At 48.7% G+C, this 26,426-nt stretch carries 23 protein-coding genes and 1 pseudogene; 19 read left to right on the top strand and 5 right to left on the bottom strand.

The genetic code is table 11. The features are described from left to right. The first annotated feature begins 52 nt into the window (after nt 1-52). From AAA927_RS06210 to AAA927_RS06200, 3 genes are read left to right on the top strand one after another with little or no spacing between them, the layout of a single operon-like run. Nucleotides 53-547, top strand: a complete 495-nt coding sequence (locus AAA927_RS06210) for a PTS sugar transporter subunit IIB (protein ID WP_338216695.1) — start codon at nt 53-55, stop codon at nt 545-547. Between the two features lie 2 nt (nt 548-549). After that, nucleotides 550-1,347: a PTS mannose/fructose/sorbose/N-acetylgalactosamine transporter subunit IIC gene (locus AAA927_RS06205; RefSeq protein ID WP_338216693.1), complete on the top strand. Its 798-nt coding sequence runs from the start codon at nt 550-552 to the stop codon at nt 1,345-1,347. Beyond that, nucleotides 1,340-2,164, top strand: a complete 825-nt coding sequence (locus tag AAA927_RS06200) for a PTS system mannose/fructose/sorbose family transporter subunit IID (RefSeq protein ID WP_338216691.1) — start codon at nt 1,340-1,342, stop codon at nt 2,162-2,164. The genes AAA927_RS06205 and AAA927_RS06200 overlap by 8 nt, the downstream gene beginning before the upstream one ends. Before the next feature lie 107 nt (nt 2,165-2,271). On the opposite strand, the gene AAA927_RS06195 is transcribed toward AAA927_RS06200, so the two are convergent. Then, nucleotides 2,272-2,709 carry a universal stress protein gene (locus AAA927_RS06195; RefSeq protein ID WP_125580275.1) on the bottom strand — a complete coding sequence of 146 codons (438 nt, stop codon included), beginning with the start codon at nt 2,707-2,709 and terminating at the stop codon, nt 2,272-2,274. A 14-nt stretch (nt 2,710-2,723) separates the two neighbouring features. Beyond that, complete coding sequence (locus AAA927_RS06190) at nt 2,724-4,382, bottom strand: Nramp family divalent metal transporter (protein WP_338216686.1); 1,659 nt, start codon at nt 4,380-4,382, stop codon at nt 2,724-2,726. Nucleotides 4,383-4,803: 421 nt separating this feature from the next. Here AAA927_RS06190 and AAA927_RS06185 point away from each other — a divergent pair, with 421 nt between their 5' ends. Together AAA927_RS06185 and AAA927_RS06180 are read left to right on the top strand one after the other, a co-directional pair. Beyond that, nucleotides 4,804-5,472, top strand: a complete 669-nt coding sequence (locus tag AAA927_RS06185; protein WP_338216685.1) for a VIT1/CCC1 transporter family protein — start codon at nt 4,804-4,806, stop codon at nt 5,470-5,472. Nucleotides 5,473-5,509: 37 nt separating this feature from the next. Beyond that, nucleotides 5,510-6,208: a VIT1/CCC1 transporter family protein gene (locus AAA927_RS06180; RefSeq protein WP_338216683.1), complete on the top strand. Its 699-nt coding sequence runs from the start codon at nt 5,510-5,512 to the stop codon at nt 6,206-6,208. A gap of 87 nt (nt 6,209-6,295) precedes the next feature. On the opposite strand, the gene AAA927_RS06175 is transcribed toward AAA927_RS06180, so the two are convergent. Continuing rightward, nucleotides 6,296-6,757 (bottom strand): NUDIX hydrolase, encoded by a 462-nt coding sequence (locus AAA927_RS06175; RefSeq protein WP_338216681.1) that lies wholly within the window; start codon nt 6,755-6,757, stop codon nt 6,296-6,298. 201 nt (nt 6,758-6,958) lie between these two features. Here AAA927_RS06175 and AAA927_RS06170 point away from each other — a divergent pair, with 201 nt between their 5' ends. Then, entirely contained in the window at nt 6,959-8,242 is a 1,284-nt protein-coding gene (locus AAA927_RS06170; RefSeq protein ID WP_338216679.1) for an ABC transporter substrate-binding protein, read from the top strand. Between the two features lie 94 nt (nt 8,243-8,336). On the opposite strand, the gene AAA927_RS06165 is transcribed toward AAA927_RS06170, so the two are convergent. Both AAA927_RS06165 and AAA927_RS06160 read right to left on the bottom strand, forming a co-directional pair. Further along, the gene (locus tag AAA927_RS06165) at nt 8,337-9,455 is read right to left on the bottom strand and encodes a site-specific integrase (protein ID WP_338216677.1); all 1,119 of its coding nucleotides are present in this window, start codon (nt 9,453-9,455) and stop codon (nt 8,337-8,339) included. Beyond that, nucleotides 9,448-9,705 (bottom strand): DUF3173 family protein, encoded by a 258-nt coding sequence (locus AAA927_RS06160; RefSeq protein ID WP_338216676.1) that lies wholly within the window; start codon nt 9,703-9,705, stop codon nt 9,448-9,450. The genes AAA927_RS06165 and AAA927_RS06160 overlap by 8 nt, the downstream gene beginning before the upstream one ends. 233 nt (nt 9,706-9,938) lie before the next feature. On the opposite strand from AAA927_RS06160, the gene AAA927_RS06155 reads away from it, so the two are divergent. From AAA927_RS06155 to AAA927_RS06090, 13 genes and pseudogenes are all read left to right on the top strand, one after another. Next, on the top strand, nt 9,939-10,505 hold the full coding sequence (locus tag AAA927_RS06155; protein WP_338216674.1) for a helix-turn-helix domain-containing protein: 567 nt from the start codon (nt 9,939-9,941) through the stop codon (nt 10,503-10,505). Nucleotides 10,506-10,509: 4 nt separating this feature from the next. Further along, nucleotides 10,510-13,275, top strand: a pseudogene (locus AAA927_RS06145) (DNA methyltransferase). A 180-nt stretch (nt 13,276-13,455) separates the two neighbouring features. Then, complete coding sequence (locus tag AAA927_RS06140) at nt 13,456-14,454, top strand: IS30 family transposase (RefSeq protein ID WP_338216673.1); 999 nt, start codon at nt 13,456-13,458, stop codon at nt 14,452-14,454. Between the two features lie 317 nt (nt 14,455-14,771). Then, nucleotides 14,772-15,656: a ParA family protein gene (locus tag AAA927_RS06135; protein ID WP_338216672.1), complete on the top strand. Its 885-nt coding sequence runs from the start codon at nt 14,772-14,774 to the stop codon at nt 15,654-15,656. Next, a complete protein-coding gene (locus AAA927_RS06130; protein ID WP_338216670.1) occupies nt 15,643-16,038 on the top strand; it encodes a hypothetical protein in 396 nt (131 codons plus the stop codon). The genes AAA927_RS06135 and AAA927_RS06130 overlap by 14 nt, the downstream gene beginning before the upstream one ends. 727 nt (nt 16,039-16,765) lie before the next feature. Continuing rightward, nucleotides 16,766-17,497 (top strand): hypothetical protein, encoded by a 732-nt coding sequence (locus AAA927_RS06125; protein WP_338216668.1) that lies wholly within the window; start codon nt 16,766-16,768, stop codon nt 17,495-17,497. A gap of 20 nt (nt 17,498-17,517) precedes the next feature. Further along, nucleotides 17,518-18,177: a hypothetical protein gene (locus AAA927_RS06120; RefSeq protein ID WP_338216665.1), complete on the top strand. Its 660-nt coding sequence runs from the start codon at nt 17,518-17,520 to the stop codon at nt 18,175-18,177. A gap of 365 nt (nt 18,178-18,542) precedes the next feature. Beyond that, nucleotides 18,543-18,827 (top strand): hypothetical protein, encoded by a 285-nt coding sequence (locus AAA927_RS06115; protein ID WP_338216663.1) that lies wholly within the window; start codon nt 18,543-18,545, stop codon nt 18,825-18,827. 4 nt (nt 18,828-18,831) lie between these two features. Beyond that, nucleotides 18,832-19,080 carry a hypothetical protein gene (locus AAA927_RS06110; RefSeq protein WP_338216661.1) on the top strand — a complete coding sequence of 83 codons (249 nt, stop codon included), beginning with the start codon at nt 18,832-18,834 and terminating at the stop codon, nt 19,078-19,080. Nucleotides 19,081-19,407: 327 nt separating this feature from the next. After that, the gene (locus AAA927_RS06105) at nt 19,408-24,735 is read left to right on the top strand and encodes a SpaA isopeptide-forming pilin-related protein (RefSeq protein ID WP_338216659.1); all 5,328 of its coding nucleotides are present in this window, start codon (nt 19,408-19,410) and stop codon (nt 24,733-24,735) included. Between the two features lie 241 nt (nt 24,736-24,976). Further along, the gene (locus tag AAA927_RS06100) at nt 24,977-25,162 is read left to right on the top strand and encodes a hypothetical protein (RefSeq protein ID WP_003580240.1); all 186 of its coding nucleotides are present in this window, start codon (nt 24,977-24,979) and stop codon (nt 25,160-25,162) included. Continuing rightward, on the top strand, nt 25,152-25,529 hold the full coding sequence (tnpB, locus tag AAA927_RS06095; protein WP_338216656.1) for an IS66 family insertion sequence element accessory protein TnpB: 378 nt from the start codon (nt 25,152-25,154) through the stop codon (nt 25,527-25,529). The genes AAA927_RS06100 and tnpB overlap by 11 nt, the downstream gene beginning before the upstream one ends. 64 nt (nt 25,530-25,593) lie before the next feature. Further along, nucleotides 25,594-26,426: IS66 family transposase (locus tag AAA927_RS06090; protein WP_338216654.1), on the top strand; the 833-nt coding region annotated here is incomplete at its 3' end.

Below are 26,426 nucleotides of genomic sequence, written 5' to 3'. Positions count from 1 at the left end.
CGTCAGTGTAAGCAAATCGGGTGAGCAATCATCCGCAGATGGAGGTGTTTTGATGATTAGTATGATGCGTTGTGATGATCGCTTGATTCACGGCCAAGTCGCCCTGCTCTGGTCAAAGGAACTACAGCTGAGCCGGATTATCGTGGCGAGTGATCAAGCGGCCAAAAGTGATATCCAAAAAAACGCGCTGCTCCTGGCAGCGCCGGCGGGCATCAAGGTGGCGGTGGTCCCAGTGGCCAAAGCCATTGAGCTCGCCAATGATCCGCGCGGGGCAAAACTAAAGATGCTTTTGCTCACCAACACGGTGGCTAACTTGAAGGCGCTGGTGGATAACGTTGATGTCGAAACCAAGGTGGACATTGCCAATGTTGGCCGGATTGGCGGCGGCAACTTGAATGATAAACACAAGATCTCAGAAACGGTTTATCTCACCGATGATGAGGTCGAGGCGGTCAAGGCGATTGGAGAGAAACGCAATAATTTCGTTTATCAGCCGCTCCCAAGTGACACGCCAGTACCATTCTTGAGTCTTCTGAAAGGAGAATAGTTATGTTACTTTATCAAGCATTCATGGTCGGGTTAGTGATGGCCTTCGCCAAATGGATCAATGCTTATGGTTCATTCGCACAATTAATGCCATTTTTCTCTTATATCGTTTTGGCTTTGGTGCTGGGTAAGAGCCCATCGCAAGCGTTGATCTTAGGTGCCGCCGTTGAATTAGCCTTTTATGGGGTCATGCAAATCGGCGCGGTGCTGCCACAAGATACCGCCGTTGGGGGCGTGCTCGGGGTGGCCTTCGCCTTGATTTTGAACCAAAAGCCTGCCGTTGCTGTTGCCTTGGCAGTGCCAATCTCCATGCTGGCGGTGATTGTTTGGAACCTGTTGAAGTTCTGGTTCACCGCTAACGTTGAAGTTTTTGATCGCTACATTGATCAGCGTAACCTGAAGAAGTTCAATCGTCTCTGGTGGGTGCAGATCGCGGTTTACCTGCTCGCGTACTTCGCCTTGGCCTTCGTTGCCATTTTGCTCGGGACCAAAGGCATCAATGCCTTTGTTAATGCCATTCCAAAGCCTTTCCTGACCGGTTTGACAGTGGCCGCGGGCATGCTGCCAGCCGTTGGGATGGGGATGCTGCTCAAGTTCGTTTGGAACATTGAATTCCTGCCATTCTTTATCGCCGGGTTTGCCATGGCGGCGTACCTGCAATTGCCAATCATGGCGGTGTCCATTTTCGGTGTCGTCTTTGGGCTGATGATGTTCTTCATTGACCGGCATATTAATGAGGTCAAGCAAGCAAAAACAGCCGCATCAACAGGTAATGATGAGGAGGACTTCTTCAATGACTAAAATTGAAATGACTGCGCAAGATAAAAAGTTAACGAAGCGCATGTTCTGGCGCAACATGTTCCTGGGCTTCAACATGTCCTACACCCGGCAGCAAGGGGTAGCTTGGGACTGGGTTCACGCGCCAATCTACCGCGAAATTTACAAAGATGACGACCAGTTCTGGGAAGCCATGAAGCGGAACATGGAATTCTACAACATCACACCGAACATGAACGGCATGGTGTCAGGGTTAGCCATTTCCATGGAAGAAGAAAATGCGAAGGCACCTAAGGGCACCTTTGATACCGCCGGGATTTCCGGGATGAAGATTGGGCTCATGGGCCCGATGGCTGGGATCGGTGATACCTTCTTCTCCGGTGTTTGGGCTTTGATCATCATGGGGATTGCGATTTCCTTTGCCAAGCAAGGGAACCTGATTGTGGCGGCCTTGCCGCTGATTGCCCTAATTCCTAACTTGTTGGTCCGGTACTACGGCCAGAAGTTCGGGTACAAATTGGGGACCAAGTACATTCAAAAGGCCGTGGAAAATGGCGTGATGGCGATGTTCACCAAGGCCGCTTCCATTGTTGGGGTCACCGTTGTCGGCGGCATGATCGCCACCTTGGTCAAAGTGCCGGTCATCTTCAAGACGAAGATCAATGGCACCGTCTTCGAACTGCAAAAAGTGCTCGACCAAATCTTGCCGAATATGTTGCCACTACTGTTGGCATTGGGCTGCTTCTGGCTGTTACGCAAGAACGTTGGTCCCGTTAAGGTCTTGATTAGCGTTGTCGTTCTCGGCTTTGCCTTGACCTTCCTGGGCATTACCGGGGCCTAAGCTTGAAAGTTTGAGTCAGTGAACATAGATGGTGAACGCAAAGAATCCCTGCAGCCGCTTGGCCGCAGGGATTCTTTGTTGGCGCAGTATTTTCCGGGAAATATCGCTTACTCGCGCACGACCAGCACCGAAATCGGGGCGTGCTTCGCCATGTAAGCGGCTTGGCTACCAAAATGCTTCGCTAAGCCAGTTTTGGCCGAGGCCCCAATCACCAAGAGGTCAGGCTGATACTTGGGGATGAGCGTCTTCACAATCGTTTCGCCAGGGTCGCCTTCGCCGATGACAGCACGGACCTTAGCGATACCGGCTTTTTCGGCGAGCTTGACGTATTCGCTGAGGTGCTGCTCCAGATCGGCCCGTTCACCATGCACATAATCCTTCGATAAGGCCTGATAAACGTTCATTTCATCACTTTCGAGAATGGAAGCAATGATGAGTTCAGCTTGATCTGCCTTGGCGCGGTGAATCGCATATTGGAAGGCGGCTAAGGCGTCAGGGGAGTCATCCACCCCGACGAGAATGTGCTTGAAATCATCTTGTGCCATATGCTGTCTCCTCCTTAGGCTTCAGTGTGCTTGTCTTCAGCGGTTTCTTTGGCCCGTTCGGCGTTGATCATGGTGTCGGCTGATTTGCCGGCGGCTAATAGCTGATCGCGGCCCATGCCGGCGGCCAGCAGCTTCTTGTTGCCGCGGTAAAGATCGGTGACGCACCAACCAAGCAGCAGCACAATCAAGCCAATCGAAATGTAGGCTAAGACATGTGCCGTGTTGATTTCACTCGCTGAGGCGTGTGCGCCGAGGAAGCCGACGTAAGAATCAGGCAGGTTCAGCATATTCAAGAAGGTGAGGCCCAGCACGGAAATCCAGCCGCAGATTTTGACCCACAGCGAGTTCTTGAAGCGGCTACCCATTTCAGCGGCGCTATCGGTCATCATCAGCAGCGGCAACATGGAAAATGGCAAGGCGAAGGCGAGGAACACCTGTGAGTTATTCATCAAGGTGTTCAGCGCCTCGTGTTCATCCACAGCTGACAGATTGCGCGTCATCCACACACAGACCAGTACCGGAATCACCGAGATCAGCCGAGTGACCAGGCGCCGCGCCCACAGCGGCATCTTCATGTGAATGAAGCCTTCCATGATTACCTGACCGGTTAAGGTCCCGGTAATGGTGGAATTTTGCCCGGAAGCCAGCAGCGCAATGGCGAACAAGGCCGATAACGCGCCGGATTTAGCCACCGCAATCAAAATGCCGTTGCTGAGCACGGAACTATCGGAAAGGGCTTGGTACAAGCCGAAGAAGGACGGATCCTTCACGGCGCCGCTTTTGAACACTGCGACCCCCATGATCAGTAGCAGGGAGTTGACGACAAAAGCGACAGACAGTTGAATATTGGAATCCCACTGACTGAAGCGAACCGCAGTGGCGACTTCATCCTCATCATCGTGGTTGATTTTCCGCGTCTGGGAAATCGCCGAGTGCAGGTACAGGTTATGCGGCATGACGGTGGCGCCGATAATCCCTAGCGCCCCGTTCAGCGGTGACATACCATTGACCACCGGATGGGAAGCAATGGCGCCAGCCGAGGGCACCAGGCCTTTGATCACGCTGAGCCAATCAGGCCGGCTCAAAGCCACCTGATAAACAAAGACCAGCAGAATCACCATGATCAGGGTCACCACAATCGCTTCGATTTTCCGAAAACCGATGCGTGTTAACAGTAATAATAGCAAGACATCAAAGACGGTGATGAACACGTCGATCACCAGCGGAATGCCAAATAATAAGTACAAGGCAATGGCGGCGCCAATAACTTCGGCAATATCGGTGGCCATAATGGCCAACTCAGTCATAATCCATAGGACGATGCCCAAGCTTTTGCTAGTGCGAGCGCGAATGGCCTGTGCCAAATCCATGCGACTTACGATGCCAAGTTTAGCTGCCATGTTTTGCAGGAGCATGGCAATTAAACTTGAAATCAAAATGATGGAAATGAGGAGGTACCCGAAGTTTTGCCCGCCGGTGATACTGGTTGACCAGTTACCTGGATCCATGTAACCGACGGCGACCAAAGCCCCGGGACCTGAATAAGCCAGTAGCGTGCGCCAAAACCCTTTGCCCTTGGGCACCTCCACTGTCCCGTTGATTTCCTCCAGTGAGGGGCCGTTGGCGTAAGCAATCAACTTGCGCGATTTAGGCGCGCTGTTTGTCTCCTTCAACTCAATCAATCCTTTCTGAAATCACCTTCAGTATACGCCCCTGAAAAGGGATGTAAATATTTTATTTAGTGGCGCCTAACAAAAATAACGAGGGCTTGCTCGCGGAAAGGGTGGCTGATGAAAGAAACAAAAGTGATTAGGGCTCGCAAGGTAAAGGCCAGCCATACCGGTGAAACGCCAAAATTAAGCCCATTTAAAGGCGTTTTCTGCCGTGGCATAAATACGCTCGGCGCCGGCAATCTGAAGCTGGCGAAAATTAGGGCGCGAGGTTGTTGACTTGACTGCAATGCCGTTCATTTGTAAACTCACAAAAAAGTTAGGAGCAACGAAATAAATTTTTCCGGGTGGTTTACATGTCGCCGAACGCGGACTACAATCGATTTTGTTACATTGGAGTGGTTCCAAAAAGCGAGGGAAAAGCATGAAACTTGCAGAAAAAGTGAACGTCATGCGGGCAAGCGTGATGGGGGCCAATGACGGCATTTTGTCGGTGGCTGGGATTGTGATTGGGGTAGCCGGCGCCACGAGCAACAGTTATGCGATTTTGCTTTCCGGGCTGTCAGGCATGCTCGCCGGTACGGTGTCGATGGCGATGGGGGAATATGTTTCGGTCAACAGTGAGCGGGACGGCCAGCGCCAGGCGATTGCCCGAGAGAGTCGCGCGCTGGATAACGATTACCAGGGTGAGTTTGATTTTATCCAGCATAAGTACGAGCAAACCGGGATTTCGCCTGACCTCGCCAAGCAAGCCACCCATGAAATGCTCACCCGCGACGCGCTGAATATTGCGGTCCGGGAACGCTACGGCTTTGATCTCAACGAAAAAGCCAGCGCCGTCGCGGCGGCCCTGGCTTCCATGATTTCTTTTCCAACCGGCTCGATTTTGCCTTTGGTTGCCATTTCGGTATTTCCACTTGCCATCAAAGTCATCGCGACGGTCATTGCCGTCATCATTGCCTTGTCCTTGACCGGCTACACCGCGGCGGCGTTGGGCCATGCCAACCGCGGGAAGGCGATGCTCCGCAATGTCGTCTCTGGCGTGTTGACCATGACGGTGACTTACGGCATTGGGACGTTATTCGCGCATTAAGCGGGCAGTCGATTTTTCACAGAAGGCGGCGTTGAGCATGAAAGCAATCGTGAAACCAAAAACCAAAGCCCAGCAGACCATGGCCGAGCGCGCCAACACTTTGCGCGCCGGGGTGCTCGGGGCCAACGACGGCATTTTGACGGTGGTCGGGGTGCTGTTTTCGGTCGCGGCGGCAACTACTAATCAGTTCACGATTTTTATCGCGGGTTTGTCGGATTTGCTGGCTTGCGCATTTTCCATGGCGAGCGGCGAGTATGCCAGCGTGAGCTCCCAAAAAGACACGGAGCAGGCCGTGGTGGCGCAGGAATCGGCGTTACTCAAAACCGATTGGGCGGGCGAACGCCAAGCGGTGATCACCTATTATGTCGCGCGCGGTGTGACGGCAGCGACAGCGGGTCAAATCGCTGATCAGCTGCTTGAAGAAGATCCACTAGGCACGGTGATTCGGGTTAAGTACGCTTTGAAAAAAGGCCACTACATGAACCCGTGGTATGCGGCGTTTTCCTCGCTGGTGTCAGCGGCCAGTGGCGGGATTTTTCCACTGTTCGCGATGACGGTGTTGCCAGTGGGCTGGCAGTGGCCAGGGACGATTGTCGCGGTGCTGCTGTCGGTGTCGTTGACCGGTTATCTCTCGGCCAAATTCGGTGACGGGCTGGTGAAAACCGCGATGATCCGCAATATCATTGTCGGCATTATCACCATGATCATTCACTACGCTATTGGTCAGCTGATGTGATTTTATGCAAGCAAAAGCCGCATCTGGGTCGATGCGGCTGGTTTGATTCAGGGTTGCTGCTTGTGCGGGGCTGGCTGCTAACAGTTCCTACTCGCAGTGCGCTGCAGCGTAAGCAATCATGTCTGCGTTTTGCTGATTAAGCAGCGGCGGCAAGCCGTCCAGTGGCCAGAATTTCACCTCGGTGGTTTCGTTGGCATCGGCTTCGGCAAAACTACCACCGATTTGTTCGACCTGATAAAGCATCGCAATGGTTTGGCACACGTCGCCATTGGGATACACCGTTTCCCCTTGATCGAATACCGACAGCGGCTTAACGATTTTGACGTCTAGGCCGCTGTCTTCTTTGTACTCGCGAATCAGCGTCTGGGCAAAGGTTTCGCCGTATTCCATGTAGCCGCCGGGCAAGCTCCAGGTACCGTTATCGGTGCGATGATTGAGCAAAATCTCCCGCTTGTCGTTCAGCAGCACCCCGGCAGAGCAGTTCAAAATCAAGGGCATGTGACCGACGAGCCCGCGAATGCGTTTGATGTAGCCGTATGTTTCTGGCATAAAGCACCATCCTTTCGCTTTCAGAATACACTAGCCGTCAGGGCGGCACAAGACCGACCAGCCGGCAAAGAAATCGCTTTCGGTTGGCTCGGCTGCAGCTCTCAATTACAGAAAATAGGGCTTAGCACTTTCCTTTCCCTGGAAAAGTTGGCATAATGATGGGGTGTCAAGACATCATAGACAGCATGGGAGGAAAACAGAATGAAAAAACGCACAAGCCGCTGGCTGGCGTTCACTTTGGGGTTATTGTTGACAGTGGGGCTCGCTGGCTGCGGGGGTAAGCAGCAGGCGAAAGCCGACACGCCAGTGAAAATTACGTACTGGCATCGCATGACCGGCTCTTGGGACAAGGCCCAGCAAAAGCTGATTGATGAATTCAATCAATCGCAAAAAGACTACAAGGTCGTGGCCACCTCGCAAGGCAGCTATGACGCCTTGCAGCAAAAATTGATGGCCGCAGCGAAGTCCAAAACGCTGCCGGTGATGGCCCAGGCGCCATACACCAACATCGGTGACTATGTGAAAAATGACTTTCTGATTCCGTGGGATAGTCAGATGTTAGACGGGGCTAACAAGCTTTCGGCGAGCGCCAAGGCTGACATTTTCCCTAGCTTCCTCGCCGCCGGCAAATATGAAGGTAAATACTACGGCTTGCCATACTCGGTTTCTACCCAGGTGCTGTTCTATAATCAGGACCTCATGACCAAATACAACCTGACCTTGCCGAAAACATGGGCGGATCTGCAGGCCATGGGGCCGAAGCTTAAAGCCGCCGGCCTGGGCGTGATTGCCACGGATCAGTCCTACGATGTGCAGCTGGAAGGGATGGCGAAGCAAGCCGGCCACCAGCTGATTACACCAGCGAAAAAGGCCAACTTGAATGCACCAACGACGCTGCAGGCTGTCGATACCATTTTGAACATGCGCAAAGATGGCTACCTGGTGACCGCTGGGAACGATTATTACTTCGACGTGGCTTTCACTCAGGGCAAAACCGTGTTTGGGATTGGTAGCTCCAGCTCCATCGGCTCGGTGCAAAGCGAAGCCCCAAAGAGCATGCACTGGGGCACTGCCATCATCCCAAGCTTCGCCAACGGATCCACCGCGGCGCCGCTGAACGGCAATGATAACGTGCTGTTCAAAGGGGTGACCAAACAGCAGCAAGCCGGCGCCTGGGCCTTCCAGAAGTTCTTGCTGAAAAAGGCCAACACCGCTCAGTGGGCCATTAAGTCCGGGTATGTGCCGGTGACCAAGAGCGGGCTGGCGTCTGCGGCCTATCAAAAGTACCTGAAGGCCAATCCGACCTTCAAGGCCGCCGGGGAAGCGGCAGATGATGCCTTTGCCTCAACCGTGTTTGCCGGTTACGGCGACTATCGCAACGACCTGATGGACACGGTGGATGTCACGGTGACGAAAGGGACGGCAGGGAAAAACGCCTTTGATGCGTTGCAGCAACAGACGGAGAAGATTTTAAAAGCTAACTAAGTGGTTTCACGTGAAACATTTTTAAGCTGACAAACGTTGATTTGTCGGCTTTTTATTTTACTCTGGCACAAACTCGGCACACTCTGAACAAGTTTCATTCTGACGGCACTGTGACCAATCCTTCCAGTCGCTTAGAAGCCTCAATATCACTCTTGGGGTAGAGGTGACCGTAAATCTCTAAAGTCGTTCGCACATCCTTGTGGCCAAGGCGATCTCGAATCACTAACGGGTTCTCCCCAAGGCTGATTAGCAGCGAGGCGTGTGAGTGCCGCAATGCGTGGGCGGTTACGGTTGGCACTTTGGCCAAATCGCCGTAGTCATGAACAATATTATTGATGTAGGTACTGTTTAACGGCGCGCCGTCTTGGGATAAAACAAACTCCGAGCGGGTCATCAATCGTTGATCTTCGTACCACTCTTCCAAGTAGTCAATCGTTTGCTGGTCAATGCTGATGACCCGCATACTTTGTCTGTTCTTGGTACTACCGAGCTTGTAGTTGTTAACAGATTTGTAGAGTAACGACTTGTTAATGTCGATTGTACCGGCCTTTATATCAACGTCTTTCCAAGTTAATGCTTTAGCTTCACCGGAACGCATACCGGTCATAAACAAGACCCATAAAATGATGAAGTCAAATCGGTGCGTGTAGGTATCTTTGCTGGTTTGCTCAATTACCTTTTGGAATTGGTCCTTAGTCCAGAATTCAACCTTATCTTGGCTACGCTTGACGTTGCCGACAATCTTGGCCGGATTCTCCTTCATTAAGCTCATTAAGATAGCCCGCTCGAATATTTTACCCAACATGGTATGCGCAACACGCGTTGTTCCATTGGCATGGTCTTCAAGATAGCCAAGTTGCCATTTCTGGACGTCAAAGGCTGTTATCTTGTTAAGTTTCATGGAATCAAACTGATTGAATGAACGCTCTACCATGCCTTTACGATGTTCATAGGTCTGCTCTTGTACCGTGAATTTGTACCACGGGAAGAAGTACTTGTCACAGAACTCCTTGAACGTGATTGGTGAATTGAACTGCTCGTCCTCAACTTGGGCAACCAGCTTTCGATAGGCTTCCTTCGCGAGCGTTTTGGTTTTGAAACCAGAACAACGCTTCTGACGGCGCTTACCGGTTCGCTTATCAAAACCGAGACTGGCACGGAAGTAGAATGTGCCGTCTGCGGCCTTCTTGATCAGGTCACTTTCTTTAGTCATTTTTAGTACGCTCCTTTGTTTGGCTTGGGAGCGTGTCTCTCTGTGCTTCAAATAATGGACATCCAAGAATCGCTTCGATTGCGTAGGCAGGGACGCGACGCCTGCCTCGAATTGCGTAATAGTTCAGTCCTTGTTCAACGAGATTGGCCTTAGCCATTCGCAGTAACTGTGCCGCCTCATAATCGCTGAATCCCTGTTCTACCAAGTCTTGACGACTGACGAACAACGGTGACTGTGCCGGTAAGGCCATCCTCTCACCTCCTCATTGTGTTGTGGTCTTATCTTGATGGTGCTATTCTGTTTTCAAGGAACTAACATCCAAGAGCGTAAAACAAACACTTTGGATTTAAGATTAGTGTACCATCCGCACTGTTAGCTGTAAACATTTATTAGATTTACATCAAACATTAAATATGCTTAAATATTCCATAAAGAGTTACATTATCGACGAACCCCACGTACCACAACGAAAGAGGTGCCAACATGGCAATCGATTCAGACAAAAAGACCACGAAAAAGAAGCGTCAACCCATCACTGGTGTTCAGCTAAAGCTCACAACGGGGCAGATCATCGGTCAAAATATTCGCCGACTGCGTAAGGCTAATGGTTACACCCAGAAACAATTTGCCGAGAAACTTGAGACGATTGAGCAAACTGTCTCTAAAATCGAACGCGGGGTCTTTAGCCCGTCCACAGACAGTCTGATGAATATCTGCACGATCTTCGGAGTAACGCCTAACGACCTCATGCTGGATACCAATAAACTTCAAGCTGTGAATGCGCAGGTCATTGACCAGCAAGCAGATTCTTTTACGGCACTGACCGAGCACATGACCAAGATCCAACAGCTATTTGCACAAGCTGATAAAGCGCACGACGCAGGTGCCGACGGGGACGAGCGGGCAATAATCCAACGCATCATTGATCTGTATACGCCACGCATTGATGACTTGCGTCGGGTTGCCGAATGGCTCAATGACAATTACTCCACAGAAAGTATGCGGAAGATTGAAGCCGAGTTGCGCGCTAACTTAATGAACGAGGAGTAACGCTATGTTAAGACCAGATGAGCAACGGAAAGCCGCCAGTGCGTTTGTTGAGCGATGGCAAGATCGTGGTAACGAACGGCAGGATAGTCAGACGTTCTGGCTGGACTTGTTGGAGAACGTATATGGCATCGATCAGCCCGGAGAATATATCAGTTTTGAAGATCAAGTCCACCTTGACCACACTAGTTTTATTGATGGCTATATTACCGCAACTAATGTGATGATCGAGCAAAAAGGTCGCACGAAGGACTTACGCAAAGGCATCAAACAGTCCGACGGCACCTTCCTCACGCCATTTTAACAAGCGCAACGTTATGTGATGAATCTACCGTACTCACAGCGCCCCCGCTGGATCATGACCTGTAACTTCACCGAGTTCTATGTCTATGATATGGAACGTCCAGGTGGCGATCCTGCTGTCATCGCACTGACCGACTTACCAGAAGAATGCTACCGCTTAGACTTCTTGGTTGACCAAGCGAACCCGCATCTCGAAAAGGAAATGCAGGTGTCCATGCAGGCAGGCGAGCTAGTCGGACAAATCTATGACGAGTTGCTTAAGCAATACCGCGATCCGAACTCTGATGACACCCAACGCGCAATCAACCAGCTATCGGTGCGACTTGTGTTCTGTTTGTATGCCGAAGATGCCGGCATCTTTGGTCGGCACGGAATGTTCCATGATTACTTGACCGACTTCGATACCCGCTTCTTACGCAATGCGGTGATCGACCTGTTTCGGGTACTCGATACACCAATCGGCATGCGCGACCCTTATCTTGATGAAAAATTAGCCGAATTTCCGTATGTTAATGGCGGTATGTTTGCCGACGAAGACATTGAGATTCCGCAGTTTACTGACGAGTTACGGGCGCTCTTGCTTGAACACGCCAGCGCGGATTTTGACTGGTCGCAAATCAGCCCTACTATTTTCGGAGCGGTATTTGAAAGCACTTTGAATCCCGAAACCCGGCGCCAAGGTGGGATGCACTACACGTCCATTGAGAACATCCACAAGCTGATTGACCCACTGTTCTTAAATGAGTTGCGGACAGAACTTGAAGACATCAAGAAGCTTAAGCAACCCGCGACGGTCAAACGGCGTGCAGCGGCGTTTCAGGATAAACTTGCGGGGCTGACCTTCCTCGATCCAGCCTGTGGTTCAGGGAACTTCTTGACCGAAACCTATTTGTCTTTGCGTAAGCTGGAAAACGACGCCATTCGGTTGATTTACGGCGACCAGAACATGCTGGCGTTGGAAAAGCAGATCATCAAGGTCTCGATCCAGCAGTTCTACGGCTTTGAGATCAATGACTTCGCTGTTTCGGTCGGGAAGACGGCGCTGTGGATCGCCGAATCGCAAATGATGGAAGAGACCAAATCCATCGTTTATACCAATATCGACTTTTTGCCGCTGAAGACCTACACCAACATCACAGAAGGCAATGCCTTACGGTTTAGCTGGTCAGAGCTGGTGCCAGCGAACCAACTCAACTACATCATTGGCAATCCACCTTTCAACGGTGCGCGGCTGATGAGCAAAACGCAAAAATCCGATCTTGAGCAGGTTGATTCTCAAGTGGCAGGAATCGGTAATCTCGACTATGTGGCCGGTTGGTATCTCAAAGCCGCGCAACTGATGCAAGGACATACCATTCGTGCCGCGTTCGTCTCAACCAACTCGATTACGCAAGGAGAACAGGTAGCCTTGCTGTGGCGCCCAATGTTCGAGCGCTATCACATGCATATTGACTACGCCTATCGGACGTTCAAGTGGACTAGCGAAGCCAAGGAAAAGGCCGCTGTCTTTTGCGTCATTGTTGGCTTTAGTCAGGTCGGCGACACACAGAAGGTCATCTACACGAGCAGTGGTCAACCAGAACTGGTTAAGCATATCAATCCATATCTGGTTGATGCCAAGGATGCTTTTATTGAAAGTCGTCGAATACCAATCTGTGACGTCCCAGCGATTGGTATTGGCAATAAGCCGATTGATGATGGCAACTACCTTTTCGAGGAAGCCGAGATGGAAGCGTTTATTAAAGCCGAGCCCGCCTCAAAGCCGTACTTCAAGCCATGGTATGGCTCGCGTGAGTTCATCAATCGTAAGCCGCGCTACTGTTTATGGGTCGGCGACGCAACGCCTAGCGAGTTGCGCAAGATGCCACAAGTACTGGAACGGATTCAAAGGGTCCAGGAGTTCCGCCTAGCAAGTAAAAGCCCTGGTACGCGCAAGTTGGCAGAACGGCCAACCCATTTTCATGTTGAGAATATGCCGAAAAGTAACTTCTTGGTTATTCCACGACATAGCACCGAGCAACGGCGTTACATTCCGATTGGCTTCATGGGCTCCGAAAATCTGGTGGGCGATGCAGTTTTGCTGATACCAGATGCAGATTTATTTCAATTTGGCGTGCTAACCTCAAACATCCACATGGCATGGATGCGTACTGTTGCAGGACGGATCAAAGGGGATTACCGCTATTCAGCTAAAGTTGTTTACAATAACTTTCCGTGGCCTCACGTTACCGCTGACCAACAAGTGAAGATTGCTGAAACTGCTCGACAGATATTGGACGCACGAGCGCTTTACCCCGATAGTTCCTACGCTGATCTGTATGATGAGCGGACGATGCCGAGCGAGTTACGCAAGGCGCACCAGAACAACGATCGTGCAGTTATGCGCGCATACGGTATGGACGTAGCGACCACAACCGAAAGCGACAGTGTGGCGAAGCTCTTCACGCTGTACGCGCACCTAGCCAAGTAGTTAATAACGAAGACGGCGAAGCGTCGAATGCAGGCTTGTCCTGCTATCAACGTTTCGCCGTCTTTTTGGGGGACGGATTTACAATTCAAGTGTAACAAATTAGCCAAATAGAAAAGACTCACAGCCTGAGTCCTTGTAAAATGAAATCACCACAAGATCACATACAAGGAGAACTAGGCTATGAGTCCGTACAAACATCTTACCCTAAAAGAACGTGAAACGATACTGCTTGGGATCAATAGTGGTTGGACACAAGAGCTGATTGCCAAGAAGATTGGTCGCTCCAAGAGCACTATCAGCCGCGAAATTTCGCGTAATGGCGGCTGGGACAACTACTCCGTGGCCAATGCACACACTCGCTACCAAAAGATACGTCAAAGCTGCCGTCGTCATCGTATTCTCGATCGGGCTGAGGTTCGTGAGCGTGTGGTGACGTACATTACACAGCTTCACTGGTCCCCTGAACAAATTGCCGGTCGCTTACGTCGTGAGAATAGTTCGATTCAAATCAGCTATCCAACCATTTATCGCGGTATCTATCGTGATAATCTCGGGGTGCCACTAAAAAATCACGGTGCACGTGGTCTTCCGAGACAGCTCCGTCACCGCGGAAAAACCCGCAAGGTTAAAGGTACTATTCATAAGCGACGAGGCCGCTTCAATGACGTCCCTTCAATCCATGAGCGACCAATTTCTGCCGAGAAGCGTAGCCGGTTTGGTCACTGGGAAGGCGATACGGTTCGTGGAAAGATCGGCCACTCTGCGTTGGTTACGCTCGTTGACCGACGATCTCGTTTTCTACTTTCTAAGCGCGTTATGAAGGTAAACGCTGATAACGTTAAGGCGGTAATGGTGGGGCTGTTAAGCACGCAGCCGGGCAACCGAGTGAGAACCCTCACGCCAGACCGCGGAACCGAGTTCGCGCGCTACAAAGAACTGGCACGAGATCTTAATACCAAGGTGTTTTTCCCGGACCCGCATGCGCCACAACAACGTGGCACTAACGAGAATACAAACGGGCTAATTCGCGAATACTTTCCGAAGAACACTGACTTAGATCTACAGACTGACGAGGACATTCAGGCATTCGTTGAACAACTGAATAACAGGCCCCGCAAGACCTTAGGCTGGAAGACCCCATCAGAAGTCTTCCTGGGTAAAAAGTTGCACTTGAGTTGACAATTCGTCACAACAAGAGCATACAACAACGACAAAGCGCAGTGCAACAATAATCTATACGTTTTCAAGCTCGAAGTGTAAATTTACACACCGAGCATAATCCCTTCTTCTATAAAAAAGGCACCGCAGACACTGAAAAAGTGTACATTTACACATTTTTGGAGAGGATCCCATAATGTATGGAATTTAGGCGCCATCAATGTGTAAATGTGTAAATATTCATTGACTGTCTTCTCCGTGCAGGGTATACTGAAGCAGTAGATAAGTGTAAACTTACACACTTACACACTTACACATTTACACAGGAGGGAAAAGAAATGAAGAAGGTGAAACTGCGACGGCCTCTGACCATCACCATTGCGAATAGCAAAGGCGGCGTTGGTAAAACAACGATTACTCGTTACCTACCTTATGCGTTGGCTGAGCGTGGGTATAGGACGCTCGTGATTGATGCAGACCCTCAATCGAACCTAACTAAAACTATGGGGATCACGAAACAGTTAAATGCACCGGATGAGATCTTTACCATAGACAAATCAATGATGGCAGCTGTTCAGGACGGCAGCCTTGGTGAAGCAGTTCTGAATGTCATGCCGAACCTGGATGAGATTCCATCAGCAATTGATTTCAAGAGTTTTCCTACCTATCTTTCAAAGCTCTATGGAGTTGCGGACGAGACTGATTCAAATTACTTTGAGGTGGAAAATCGGAAAATCAGAGTGCTGCGAGATCTAATCGCCCCTCTCAAGCCGGACTATGCCTTCATCTTCATTGACACGCCGCCAACTGATTCTCAATATGTTAGGAATGCAACGATGGCTAGTGACTACGTTGTTATTGCGTTCCAGACTCAATCTGACAGTCTTGACGGGGCGATTCAGTTTATCAATGAAGAATTGTCCGATCTGGTCAATAACTTTGGTGCAGACACAGACGTTCTTGGTATTTTGCCAAATCAAGTATCGAGTGGTGGTGCCATTGACCAGGTGGTTATCAGTGATGCGATTGAAAAGTTTGGTAGGCAGAATATGTTTGAACACATTATCCCATTTGCCAAAAGAATCCAGTCGGCCCCCCGTAGCGGTATTACGCGGAAGGGTTACTGGAATGCTCGGCTATTTCATGACGTGATTGACCCATTAACAGATGACTTGTTTAAACGTCTGGAAATGGTTGGAGAGGTTGAAAATGACGACGAATAAAAACGAGATTGGGTTCTTCAACAAAGACAAGAAGAAGCACAGCAGTGACATTGAATACAAACCGACAATGCCAGTTAAGAAGACATACATTGGCACGGGTGAAGCACCCAAAGCCGCACCCGCAACCAGACAGTCGTCGGCGAAGAAGACTGCCAAAATGATAAATGATGAACGCAAGACGCTCAGACTTCCAGCACAGCAATATTACGAGTTACAGGCATTGTTGGAAATTTCTCCCTCCAATCGCTACGTTTATGAGTTAATAGCTGAGCTAGTTGATGGCGCGGTCAGAAGTATGTCTCAGAGTAGCTCGGACGACTTCCGCGCTTACCAAGCTGCCTTGGAGCGCATTAAGATGACGGATCAGAGAAAGCGAAAATAGTGTAAATATGCAATAGTGTAAACTTACACATTTACACTATATGGGAAAAGCCTGCTTTAGAACGGCATCCATCCCGTGTACATTTACACATTTACACCATGAAAGTTGTGTAAATTTTAGTATCCCGCAACTCTGCGAGATCGGCAGCGACAGCGTCTCTTAGTGCTAAGGTGATACCAGTTAAGCAGCATATTATACTATCAGGGTCGGGTGGGGACTGATTAGCTCATACCCATAGCACCCTGAGGGTAAGTCGACTGCTGCGTCGTTGCAACGAGAGACCCTGAGAGGTTAACACATACGCAAGCAACATAGAAATTGTGTACATTTACACGTTTACACAAACGGGTGTTTGATGGCATTACTATGCCGTTTATCCGTGTACATTTACACTAGTGTAAATGTACACGTGCGTAATGCGTACGCGATAGAACGCTGATTCCGTCTGTCAACGCCGAATAAGTATCTTAGTACCAAAGTACCAAAGTACCAAAGTACCAAAGTACCAAAGTACCAAAGTACCAAAGTACCAAAGTACCAAAGTACCAAAGTACCAAAGTACCAAAGTACCAAAGTACCAAAGTACCAAAGTACCGTGGTACTACTGGTTGCTTTAAAAACGAATTATACTATGTGATGTTCGCATCACTCAGCTGCAATGATGAAGTTAGCCTGTATGTGTGAATCCCAGGGAGCGGCTGCTGCTCACCTGGCTAGGGGGAAAAACATGTCAGTAACAAAGAATGATTTGTATGCAGCCTATGCAAAGCACACCAAAGACGGGCTAGATGAACTACACGAGCCCGGTAGCGATCCGGATTGTGCCGTGTGCGATCGGATCAACTTGATTTCCTTGCAGCTTGACGGTCATCCTGACGCCACCAGCGCGGTTCAGTTAGACATGGTTGAGAAACCGACGCAAAAGGCGATTCCTACGGTGTGGGAAGTAGAAGAAGATGATGGCTCCGTCAGCATCATCCGTACCGTCACACATCGGCAGGAACAGAGCGCCCTTGTTCGCGGTAAACAGCGTCGGAAGATTAGTTCAAGTGAAGCACGTAGGCTTGGTATCTCAATAGAAGGAACCAAGGCCACAACATTAGACCAGGCAATCAAGCAGATGGGCCGCGCAGGCGGCACCATCGCGACCTGGGGTGAGGTAGAGCTTGCCAAGGGCACGGCATTGCGTAAACAAAGCCAGGCCGATCAGTACGTTCAGTTTGATGGCGTTAATCTATCCGCCATTCAGAGGTTTGCGGACCCAGCAAACGCGCACTTCACGAAAAAGCATGACAAGATTCAGGTTGATGCTTTTGCTGGCAGCAAGCAGCCCAGCTTCTCTTTGGAGGTTGGCGACATCCTGATTAGGCTCGCCACCGGCCGCCTCCTGGCCTTGCCACAGCAGGATTTTGAAGCGCTTTACGATTATGACAGCCAGACTGGATGGACGCTCGCTTAACAGCGTCAAAGGAGGAATGGATGGCAAAAAAGATACAGATTAGGCGACGGGACATGCAGGTGCCAGGGCAACCGCACAGGAAGGCACCGATGCCGGTAGAGCCGAAACCCAAAAAGCCGAAGATCTCGGAGCGAGAGGTAGAACTGAAGCGGCAGCGGACGGCGTTGAATCGCGTAAAGCGTGAGCTGCGAGGACTAGTAGTCGCAGCGCCAAAGGACAAGAACCCGCAGCGTTACGCGGTACTGAAGCAGAATACCACTATCGCGATTGCCTACTTCCTTGCCGACGACGGCTCATTGAACCCACACACCTACAAGTGGCTGGTTCCGGAAAGGATTGACCTATCTGGTGCATGCTTCGGCCAGATTATCAAGGTGCCAGGGCGAGAGGGTGAGCCGCAGTCGGCACTCTACGCATACAGTCACGTCGGACAACAGCGCCGCTATCGCAGCGGCAAGGTGGAACCATCGGCCGAAATGCTGACACTAACAGACGAGATGGCCACGCCAGCACAGATCAAGGCGATGGGTCACCGGGTGACAGAGCTGGGCGATAAAATTGCGGCTCACCGCAAGGAGTACGAAGGACACCGGAAGCTTACACGAGCCGTCGCCCAGAAGCGCAACAGGCTACGGAGAAAAGCTGGAAAACTGAGCGAGAAGGTCAAAGACCTACAATAGGAAACGGAGGATGGGGACATGGAAGGCACAACGCAACTAACGAATTGGATCAGCCGGGCACTGGACGTTGTGCTCGATAATCTACTGCGCATCTTGAATGCTCTTTGGTACTTGATCATAGCCCCATTTCAATATGTCTTTTCGCACGCCTTAAAGCCCATGTTCAGTTATATCCTGCACGCAATTTTTGGCAACAGTCTACGGGCGTGGCTATGTTTCTAGGAGTCCTGGTAGCATTTTGGGCGTTGTACGAGTGGCCGGTAGTTGTGGGCGGCCAAGCACACGATTCTTCAGGCGGCTGCAATAGTGACGAAACATATCGTGACATTAAGTAGCGTTCCCTTGTAGCACTGCAGTTAGCTGATGTGTTAGAAGGTTACTTACTGCGGAAGCTTGGCTCTAATGGCAGTGTGTCAGTGGGATCCGCGGCAAGTTTGGACCAAGCGGTTCGAACTATCAAGTTGGCAACCGAGGCTGCTGGGTTTAGGCTAGAAACGTTAGACAACCAGTCGGTGCACTTTGATGTAATTCGCCAGGCCAAGATTGATATTGGTGAGATTCGCTACAACACGGCTAATCACGTTCCGGAATATTACTATGAAAATACAGTCGCATTTTCAATTGATAGCCCGGTCATGGATTGGGCTTAAGCTCATGCCAGAGTCTGCCCAGGAGTTAACCCTGGTCGCTCAATCTACGGCGATTGGGAATCGCCACATCGCATTGTCCTATAAAGAGGGACATCTCATCCTCACGGAGCTTGACTCAGGAAAGCAGTACCGTGATTTCTTAAGTGTCGAAGACTGCGGTGATGAAGGTGATACCTATGATTATCTCCCTGCCCAGCAAGACTGGATTCATGATTTGGATTTCTCGTCGGCGAAGGCGGTTTTGCGGCATTAAATCGATGCCGTTCAAGTCGTAGTTGCTATTGCGTCTTTTGGACTTATACTGAATAACCAGTTTTTCAGTTGAACACATGGAGCGCCTGTTTGTAGGTTACGTTTAAATGCATTTGTTATACAAGCGGAATAAACGGCAAAAGTTTGGTACAATTAAAATGTGTAACCGTAATAAAAACCACATCAGGGTAGTCAGATAAATTAACATACGGTTAGACGCGGGAAATCGGATTTCAAGCCTTTTTAGACAATTTCAAGAAAGTGGGGTGTTCACAGTATGATGTATAAATTGAGGAGTAGAAACTCCATCAATGAAAGAGGGAAAAACATGGATAAGAGGAAAATTGGACAGCAAATCTTTGCTATAGTTTTAGTGCTTCTGCTGTTCTTACAATCCCCGGCACAAATTGTAGGGGCGGTGACAACTAGCTCTGGCGGTACTAATGATTCCAAGACTGTTCAACTTTTAGAGGCTACCCAAGAAACGCCTGGATCGCGAACAATTGGGCTGAAACTTTCACTAAACAACTCAACGGATGAAATTGTTCAAGAGCAAGTTTCAGTATCCTTATCAGGTGATCAGAAACTGAAAGAGACGAGCAACTCTAATATTCTCGATGCCAGTCAAAAAGTTGTTGGAAAATATACCTATTCGGCCAATAAATTACAGTTAGAGGTTTTAGGTAATGTTTCTGGAACGGCAACGATCCAACTAGGCCTCACAGATACTTCATCCTTAGAAGGATCTATCAATTTCTCAACGGATGGTCAAAACGTTACTGCAAAACTGTCTGATACTACTTCAGCAGCAAAAGCTGATAAACCTTCAGCCAATGTTAGCAGCAAGGATGCTTCTAGTGTTGCTTCGAAGAGCCAAATCGTAAAGACAGTATCTGAGAGTGCTGAGGGCAATGATATCTCACAATATTTGCCAGATGACTCCAAAGGAACAATCATTACCGGAGCAAATATTGAATTCACAGATAGCAAAGGCCATACTGTTGATCCTACACAAGTGACAAAAGATACCAATCTTAATTTTCAATATACGTGGGCAATTCCGGATGAGCTGAAAGACGGATACCAAATTAAAGATGGTGACTATTTCTCATTTAAGTTACCTGAAGGAATTACCTATAAACCAGGTACGGGAACTCTCGGTGACTATGGAACTTATAGCATAGATGCTGATGGCACAGTTAGGTTCGACTTTAACAGCAATGTTGAAAACGTGAACCATATCGAAGGGACATTTGGTTATATTTCTACCATCAGCAGTGATTCATCGTCTGGCAAAGAAGACATTGTCATTGACACGACTACTGGGCCGGTAACGATACCAATTGTTGTTCAGCCATCAGGTGGTAACGACATCGCAAAGACTGGTCAACTAACCGGTGCTAATAAATCGGGAAATAATCCGACCGGAATTACTTGGAATGTTACGATTAATACGAATGGTCAAGAACTCAAAAATGCGGTGATTTCTGATCCGATGCCTAGTGACACTACCGGTAATGTGGCAACAGCCTTAAAGTCGGTGGCCGTCTATCCTTTGACTATCGATTTGAATGGTAACGTGACTAAAACTGGCGACCCGCTTAAGGTTGGTACAGATTACACCGTTGAAAACGGGAAAGTCACACTTATTGGTGCATATGCGGATACCTATCAGGCTTTCAAGATCGAATACACTAGCGACATTGACTCGAGCAATTTGCCTGATGATGGTGGAAAAGTAACCTTTACGAACAAGGCTACCTTAACTAATAACGGCAAAGACTATCCAGCAAGTGCGACTGTCAATGCAAACTACGGTAAACTTTTAAGTAAGAGCTATGATGGTCCGGATAGCAATGGCAGTCAGAAGTACAACTGGCATATTGACTACAATTATGGTGAGAAGGCACTGCCTGCCAACACCAAATTAGTAGATAAGCTTTCTGAAGGTCAAATCTTTCCTACTGACAATAAGCTTTCAATAGTTGATGAGGCTGGTGTGCCTATTAGTGCCGATCAATATGAAGTGACTTACAACACTGATAGAACTGAAATGACTATTGCTTTCCCCAATGGTTTGAACCAAGGAGTCAAAATTTCGTATCAGTCACAAGTAACAGACCCAATTGGTGATAAAGGCCAAAAGATTAGTAACAGGGTAGATAGCAACGGCCAAACCTCTAATTCTGAAAATCATTCAGTCGGACAGCAGGGACTAACTAAGTCCCTCGGTAGCGTTGACTATAATGCTAAGACTGTTACATGGAACTTTGATATCAATATGGCCCGCCAAAATATGAGCAATTGGTCAATGACCGATCCAGTCCCGGATGGACTGACCGTAGACTATGGTTCCTTTGTTTTAAAAGACAAAGATCATAATAAAATTCTCAGTGAAGGAACGGACTATGTGATTAGCAAGCAGGGAAACGGGTTTACCATATCCTTTGCTAATGCTTTAAAAGATCATGCAACAAGTTGGTATACACTAAGTTATAAAACCGCCTTTGAAACAAACAACCTTCCAGATGGGGGAAAGTGGACTAACACTGCTACGGCAACTTGGACTGACAAAGACGGTGGTGATCATACAAACAAGGGGCAGGCAGACTTCACTCCTAAGACTGAGTTTAAAAATGATGGTAGCAAGTCAGGAAGTTACAATGCCGTTTCAAAACAAATTACTTGGACTGTGGTTGCTAACTATAATCAACGTCAACTTAGCAACGCTTCCATCACTGATCCAATCATTGGTGACCAAGACTATGTAGCAGATAGTGCCAAGTTGTATGAGGCTTCTATTAACAAAGATGGCTCATATGTTTTGGGGACACAAGTTGCTTCCGCTAATATTTCCTTTGACAGTGCTAAGAAACAACTTACTGCGAAATTACCAGACGATAGTTCTAAAGCTTATGTATTGACTTACCAGACTAGCCTCTCTGGTAAGGTCATTGATCAAAAATCGTATGACAATACAGCGACCTATACAAACAACCAAGAGTCCAGTGATTTAACAGCTCAAGTGTCGGTACCTTATAGCGGCAATGTTTTAGATAAGACTGGCGAACAGGATCCAACTAACTCTGCTTATGCGTTATGGACAATATGGGTCAATAAAGCACAGTCAACTTTCAGCAATGCAGTTGTTACCGATGAGCCTTCTGACAATCAGATTATTGATCAGAGTTCTATCGTGATCTATCCAGGGAAGGTAGATCCTAATGGTGAATTTACCGAAGATAAGAGTAATCCATTAGTACTTGGTAAAGATTACTCTTTGGATTTGCAGACCGACAATGAAACTGGTAAGCAAACGATGAAGATTGCCTTTACAAATGAAATCAGTTCGGCTTACTCTGTCCACTATCGCTCCCTGATCAATTCATCACAGATTAATGATACATTAACAAATACAGCATCAATATCAGGCAAGGGCGAAAAGGAAATTGATAACAATACCAGTGGATCGACAGCAGTAGTAAACAACAATGGGTCGGCATCCGGTAAGAACACCAATCTCGTTCTTACCAAGAGTGATGCTGATACCAAAAAGTCAATTGCTGGAGCTTCTTTTGAACTTTGGTCTGATGTTTCTGGACAAAAGGGACAGCTGCTTCGCAAAGGCACAACAGATGCATCCGGCAGTATTACTTGGAAAAATCTTAAATCTGGGAAGTATATTTTAGTTGAATCAAAGGCCCCAGATGGGTATGTAATCTCTACCATTTTGGCCAATGGTAAGGAAATTAACCTTCAGTATAGTGATGCAAACGATGATAATAACGTCTCTATTTCGGAAACTAATCAAAAAGGCAAAGTCACGATTGAGAAGTCTGATGCTGATGGATCAGATCCTTTGGCTGGAGCAGTATTTGATCTTTACAAGAAAGATGGGACTAAGGTTGCTTCAGATCTTAAGACAGATGCAGATGGCACTGTAAGCTACACCGGTCTTAATGCTGGTGAGTATTATGTTGTTGAGACAAAGGCCCCTGCTGGATATAAGCTAGATGCAACACAGCATGCTTTTACTATCGATGGAAACAATATCCAAGTAAAGGTTTCAATAACGGATGAGAAAGCATTGGGAAGCGTTCTTCTAACAAAGACCGATGGTGATACAGGTAAAGCCCTGGCGGGCGCTGTGTTTGATCTTCATAAGAAGGACGGGACGAAGGTTGCTAGTGGATTGACCACCGATGCCAAGGGTCAGATTAAGGTTGATGACCTGAAGCCAGGCGACTACTACTTTGTTGAAACTGCCGCCCCTGCTGGTTATGAACTAAATGACAGTCAGCTGGGCTTCACGGTTGAACTACAAACAACCACCAAGGTCGCGACCGTCTCGGCCACAAATGCCGAAAAGACCGGTTCCGTTGTTCTGAATAAGACGGACGGTGATACAGGTAAAGCCCTGGCGGGCGCCGTGTTCAATCTGTATAAGAAGGACGGGACGAAGGTTGCCAGTGGCTTGACCACAGATGCCAAGGGTCAGATTAAAGTTGATGACCTGAAGCCAGGCGACTACTACTTTGTTGAAACTGCTGCCCCTGCTGGTTATGAATTGAATGACAGCCAGCTGAGCTTCACGGTTGAATTGCAAACAACCACCAAAGTTGCGACCGTTTCAGCTACGAACGCCCAAAAGACCGGTTCCGTTGTCCTGAATAAGACCGACGGTGATACAGGTAAAGCCCTGGCGGGCGCTGTGTTTGATCTTCATAAGAAGGACGGGACGAAGGTTGCTAGTGGATTGACCACCGATGCCAAGGGTCAGATTAAAGTTGATGACCTGAAGCCAGGCGACTACTACTTTGTTGAAACCGCCGCTCCTGCTGGCTATGAATTGAATGATAGTCAGTTGAGCTTCACAGTTGAACTGCAAACAACCACCAAGGTTGCGACCGTTTCCGCCACGAATGCTCAGAAGACAGGTTCCGTTGTATTGAACAAGACCGATAGTGATACTGGTAAGGCTCTTGCCGGTGCAATATTCGATCTGTATAAGAAGGACGGTACTAAGATTGCCAGTGGTTTGACCACAGATGCCAATGGCCAAATTAAAGTTAATGATTTGAAGCCAGGCGACTACTACTTTGTCGAAACTGCCGCCCCTGCTGGCTATGAATTAAATGATAGTCAGTTGAACTTCACAGTTGAACTACAAACAACCACTAAGGTTGCGGCCGTTTCCGCCACGAATGCCGAAAAGACAGGTTCAGTTGTCTTGAATAAGACGGATGGTGATACTGGTAAAGCCCTAGCGGGCGCCGTGTTTGATCTGTTTAAGAAGGACGGCACTAAGGTTGCCAGTGGTTTGACCACAGATGCTCAAGGCCAGATTAAGGTTAATGACCTGAAGCCAGGCGACTACTACTTTGTCGAAATAGCAGCGCCAGTTGGATATAAATTGAGTAACGATAAAGTATCGTTTACAATCAAGCTTCAACTCGGTGATGAATCGGCTGTGGTCGTGGCAAAGAACTTTAAGAAGAGTACACCGCAAAACAACAATAACAATCACGGCCATAACCAAAAGATGCCAAATACAGGAGATGTCACTAATGTTGGCATGACACTGATTGGGATACTTTCGGTTCTTGGATTACTCGTTCATAGCTTTTTCAATCCTTACAGACGAGAACGTAAATAAGTAAGCACCTAATAACTGACCGCATATGAATCCCGCTCCGCGCATTGTACGCTTACCTCATCAAATCTAACTTGGTGAGGTATTTCTGGGAGTTTGTCAACTGGTGTTGAAAGATAGCTTTTATCCTTGGAAGGTTTCTCAGAGATGAGGAGCCTTCGTAAGCACCTAATAACAGACCGGATATGAATGCTAGCTTCTGGGCGATATGATTGCCTCATCAAATATGGTGAGGTGATTTTTATTGGATGAGAAGCCAGAGATTGTTCGCATCAAACTGGAAGAGGATCAACGCCGGCAGACTCAGAACGTGCCGACTAAGGCGTTCCAGGTCAGGATTGGTGACAATAAGACCGTGGTGGTCTATGGCCGGATTCAAGGTTACATTCTTGACGCCCTACTGAAAGCCGTGTTCAACGATGCTCATTGATGTGCGTAGACTAAGCGGCATTTATCTGATCTGTGGCAAGACCGACTTGCGTCGCGGCATCGATGGTTTGGCTGGCGTGATCAAGGAAGAATATCAACTTGACCCATACAGTCGAGCGCTATTTCTATTCTGTGGCACACGCAAGGATCGGTTCAAAGCCCTCTACTGGGCTGGTGATGGATTCATACTGCTCTATAAGCGGATCAAAGACGGCCGACTTCAGTGGCCAACGACCCAAAGTGAGGTGAAAAAGCTACACGCAAAACAACTAGAACGGCTGTTATCGGGCTGGGGACTGGGGTCCACAGTTCGGCCTTACTGTCCACAAAGACAGACGCCGAATTCTGGTAAAGTGTCCACTAAATAAAGCTAGGAAGCCTGTTGTATCAGTGGTACACTCAGCCCATCTTGATGAATTGAGGTCCACGCCGATGGCGAAAACGACTGAAGAATTACTCGAGCAGGCGCTCGAGCAAAATAGCGAACTGACCAAACAGGTTGGGAGTCTGACTGACCAAATTCAGGCCCTGACGGAACAGGTCGCATATTTAACTCGGAAACTCTACGGGTCTCATTCAGAGAAGCTGGTTGATCCGAATCAGCTTTCTCTGTTGGAGGACAGTAGTGTTTTTACGGACCCAGAGCAGACTGGGGAACAAAGCGAAGAAGCAGTCGTAACGTCAACCCAGCGTAAAGCTAAACGGCGCCGCGTTGAAACCATTGATGTCAATCTACCGGTTGAAGAAACGGTTATTGAGCGCGAACGCAGCGTTTGCGAACATGGACATCAGCTAATAAAGGTCGGTAAACACTTTGTTCGCCAGGACGTGCAACACATTCCAGGTAGACTCTATGTTGAGAACATTTATGAAGCGACATACAAGTGCGCTGACTGTGAACAATCCGATGGCGTCTCTCACCTGTATCAAGGCCAGGCGCCGCAGGCGTTGTTTCCTCACAGCGAGGCAACCCCATCATTAGTCGCCGAGGTGCTTCATCAGAAATATACTCTGGGGACCCCACTCTACCGCCAGAAATTGGAGTGGGCGCGTGCTGGCCTGATTGTCAGCGAAACAACGATGGCCAACTGGGTCATTAACGCCGCAGAAATCGTCAGACCAGTTTATGATCTAATGCATGAACATCTCTTATCGCAGCGATTTCTTCAGGGTGATGAAACACCATTCCAAGTGTTAAGAGAACCTGGCAAGTCTGCCAGGAGCAAGTCTTACATCTGGGTCGAGCGCAGTATTCGTCTCGCCGA

Origin of the sequence: Lacticaseibacillus salsurivasis, assembly GCF_036246225.1 — a bacterium.
Classification (GTDB): domain Bacteria; phylum Bacillota; class Bacilli; order Lactobacillales; family Lactobacillaceae; genus Lacticaseibacillus; species Lacticaseibacillus salsurivasis.
This window is presented reverse-complemented; position numbering and strand designations above follow the sequence as displayed.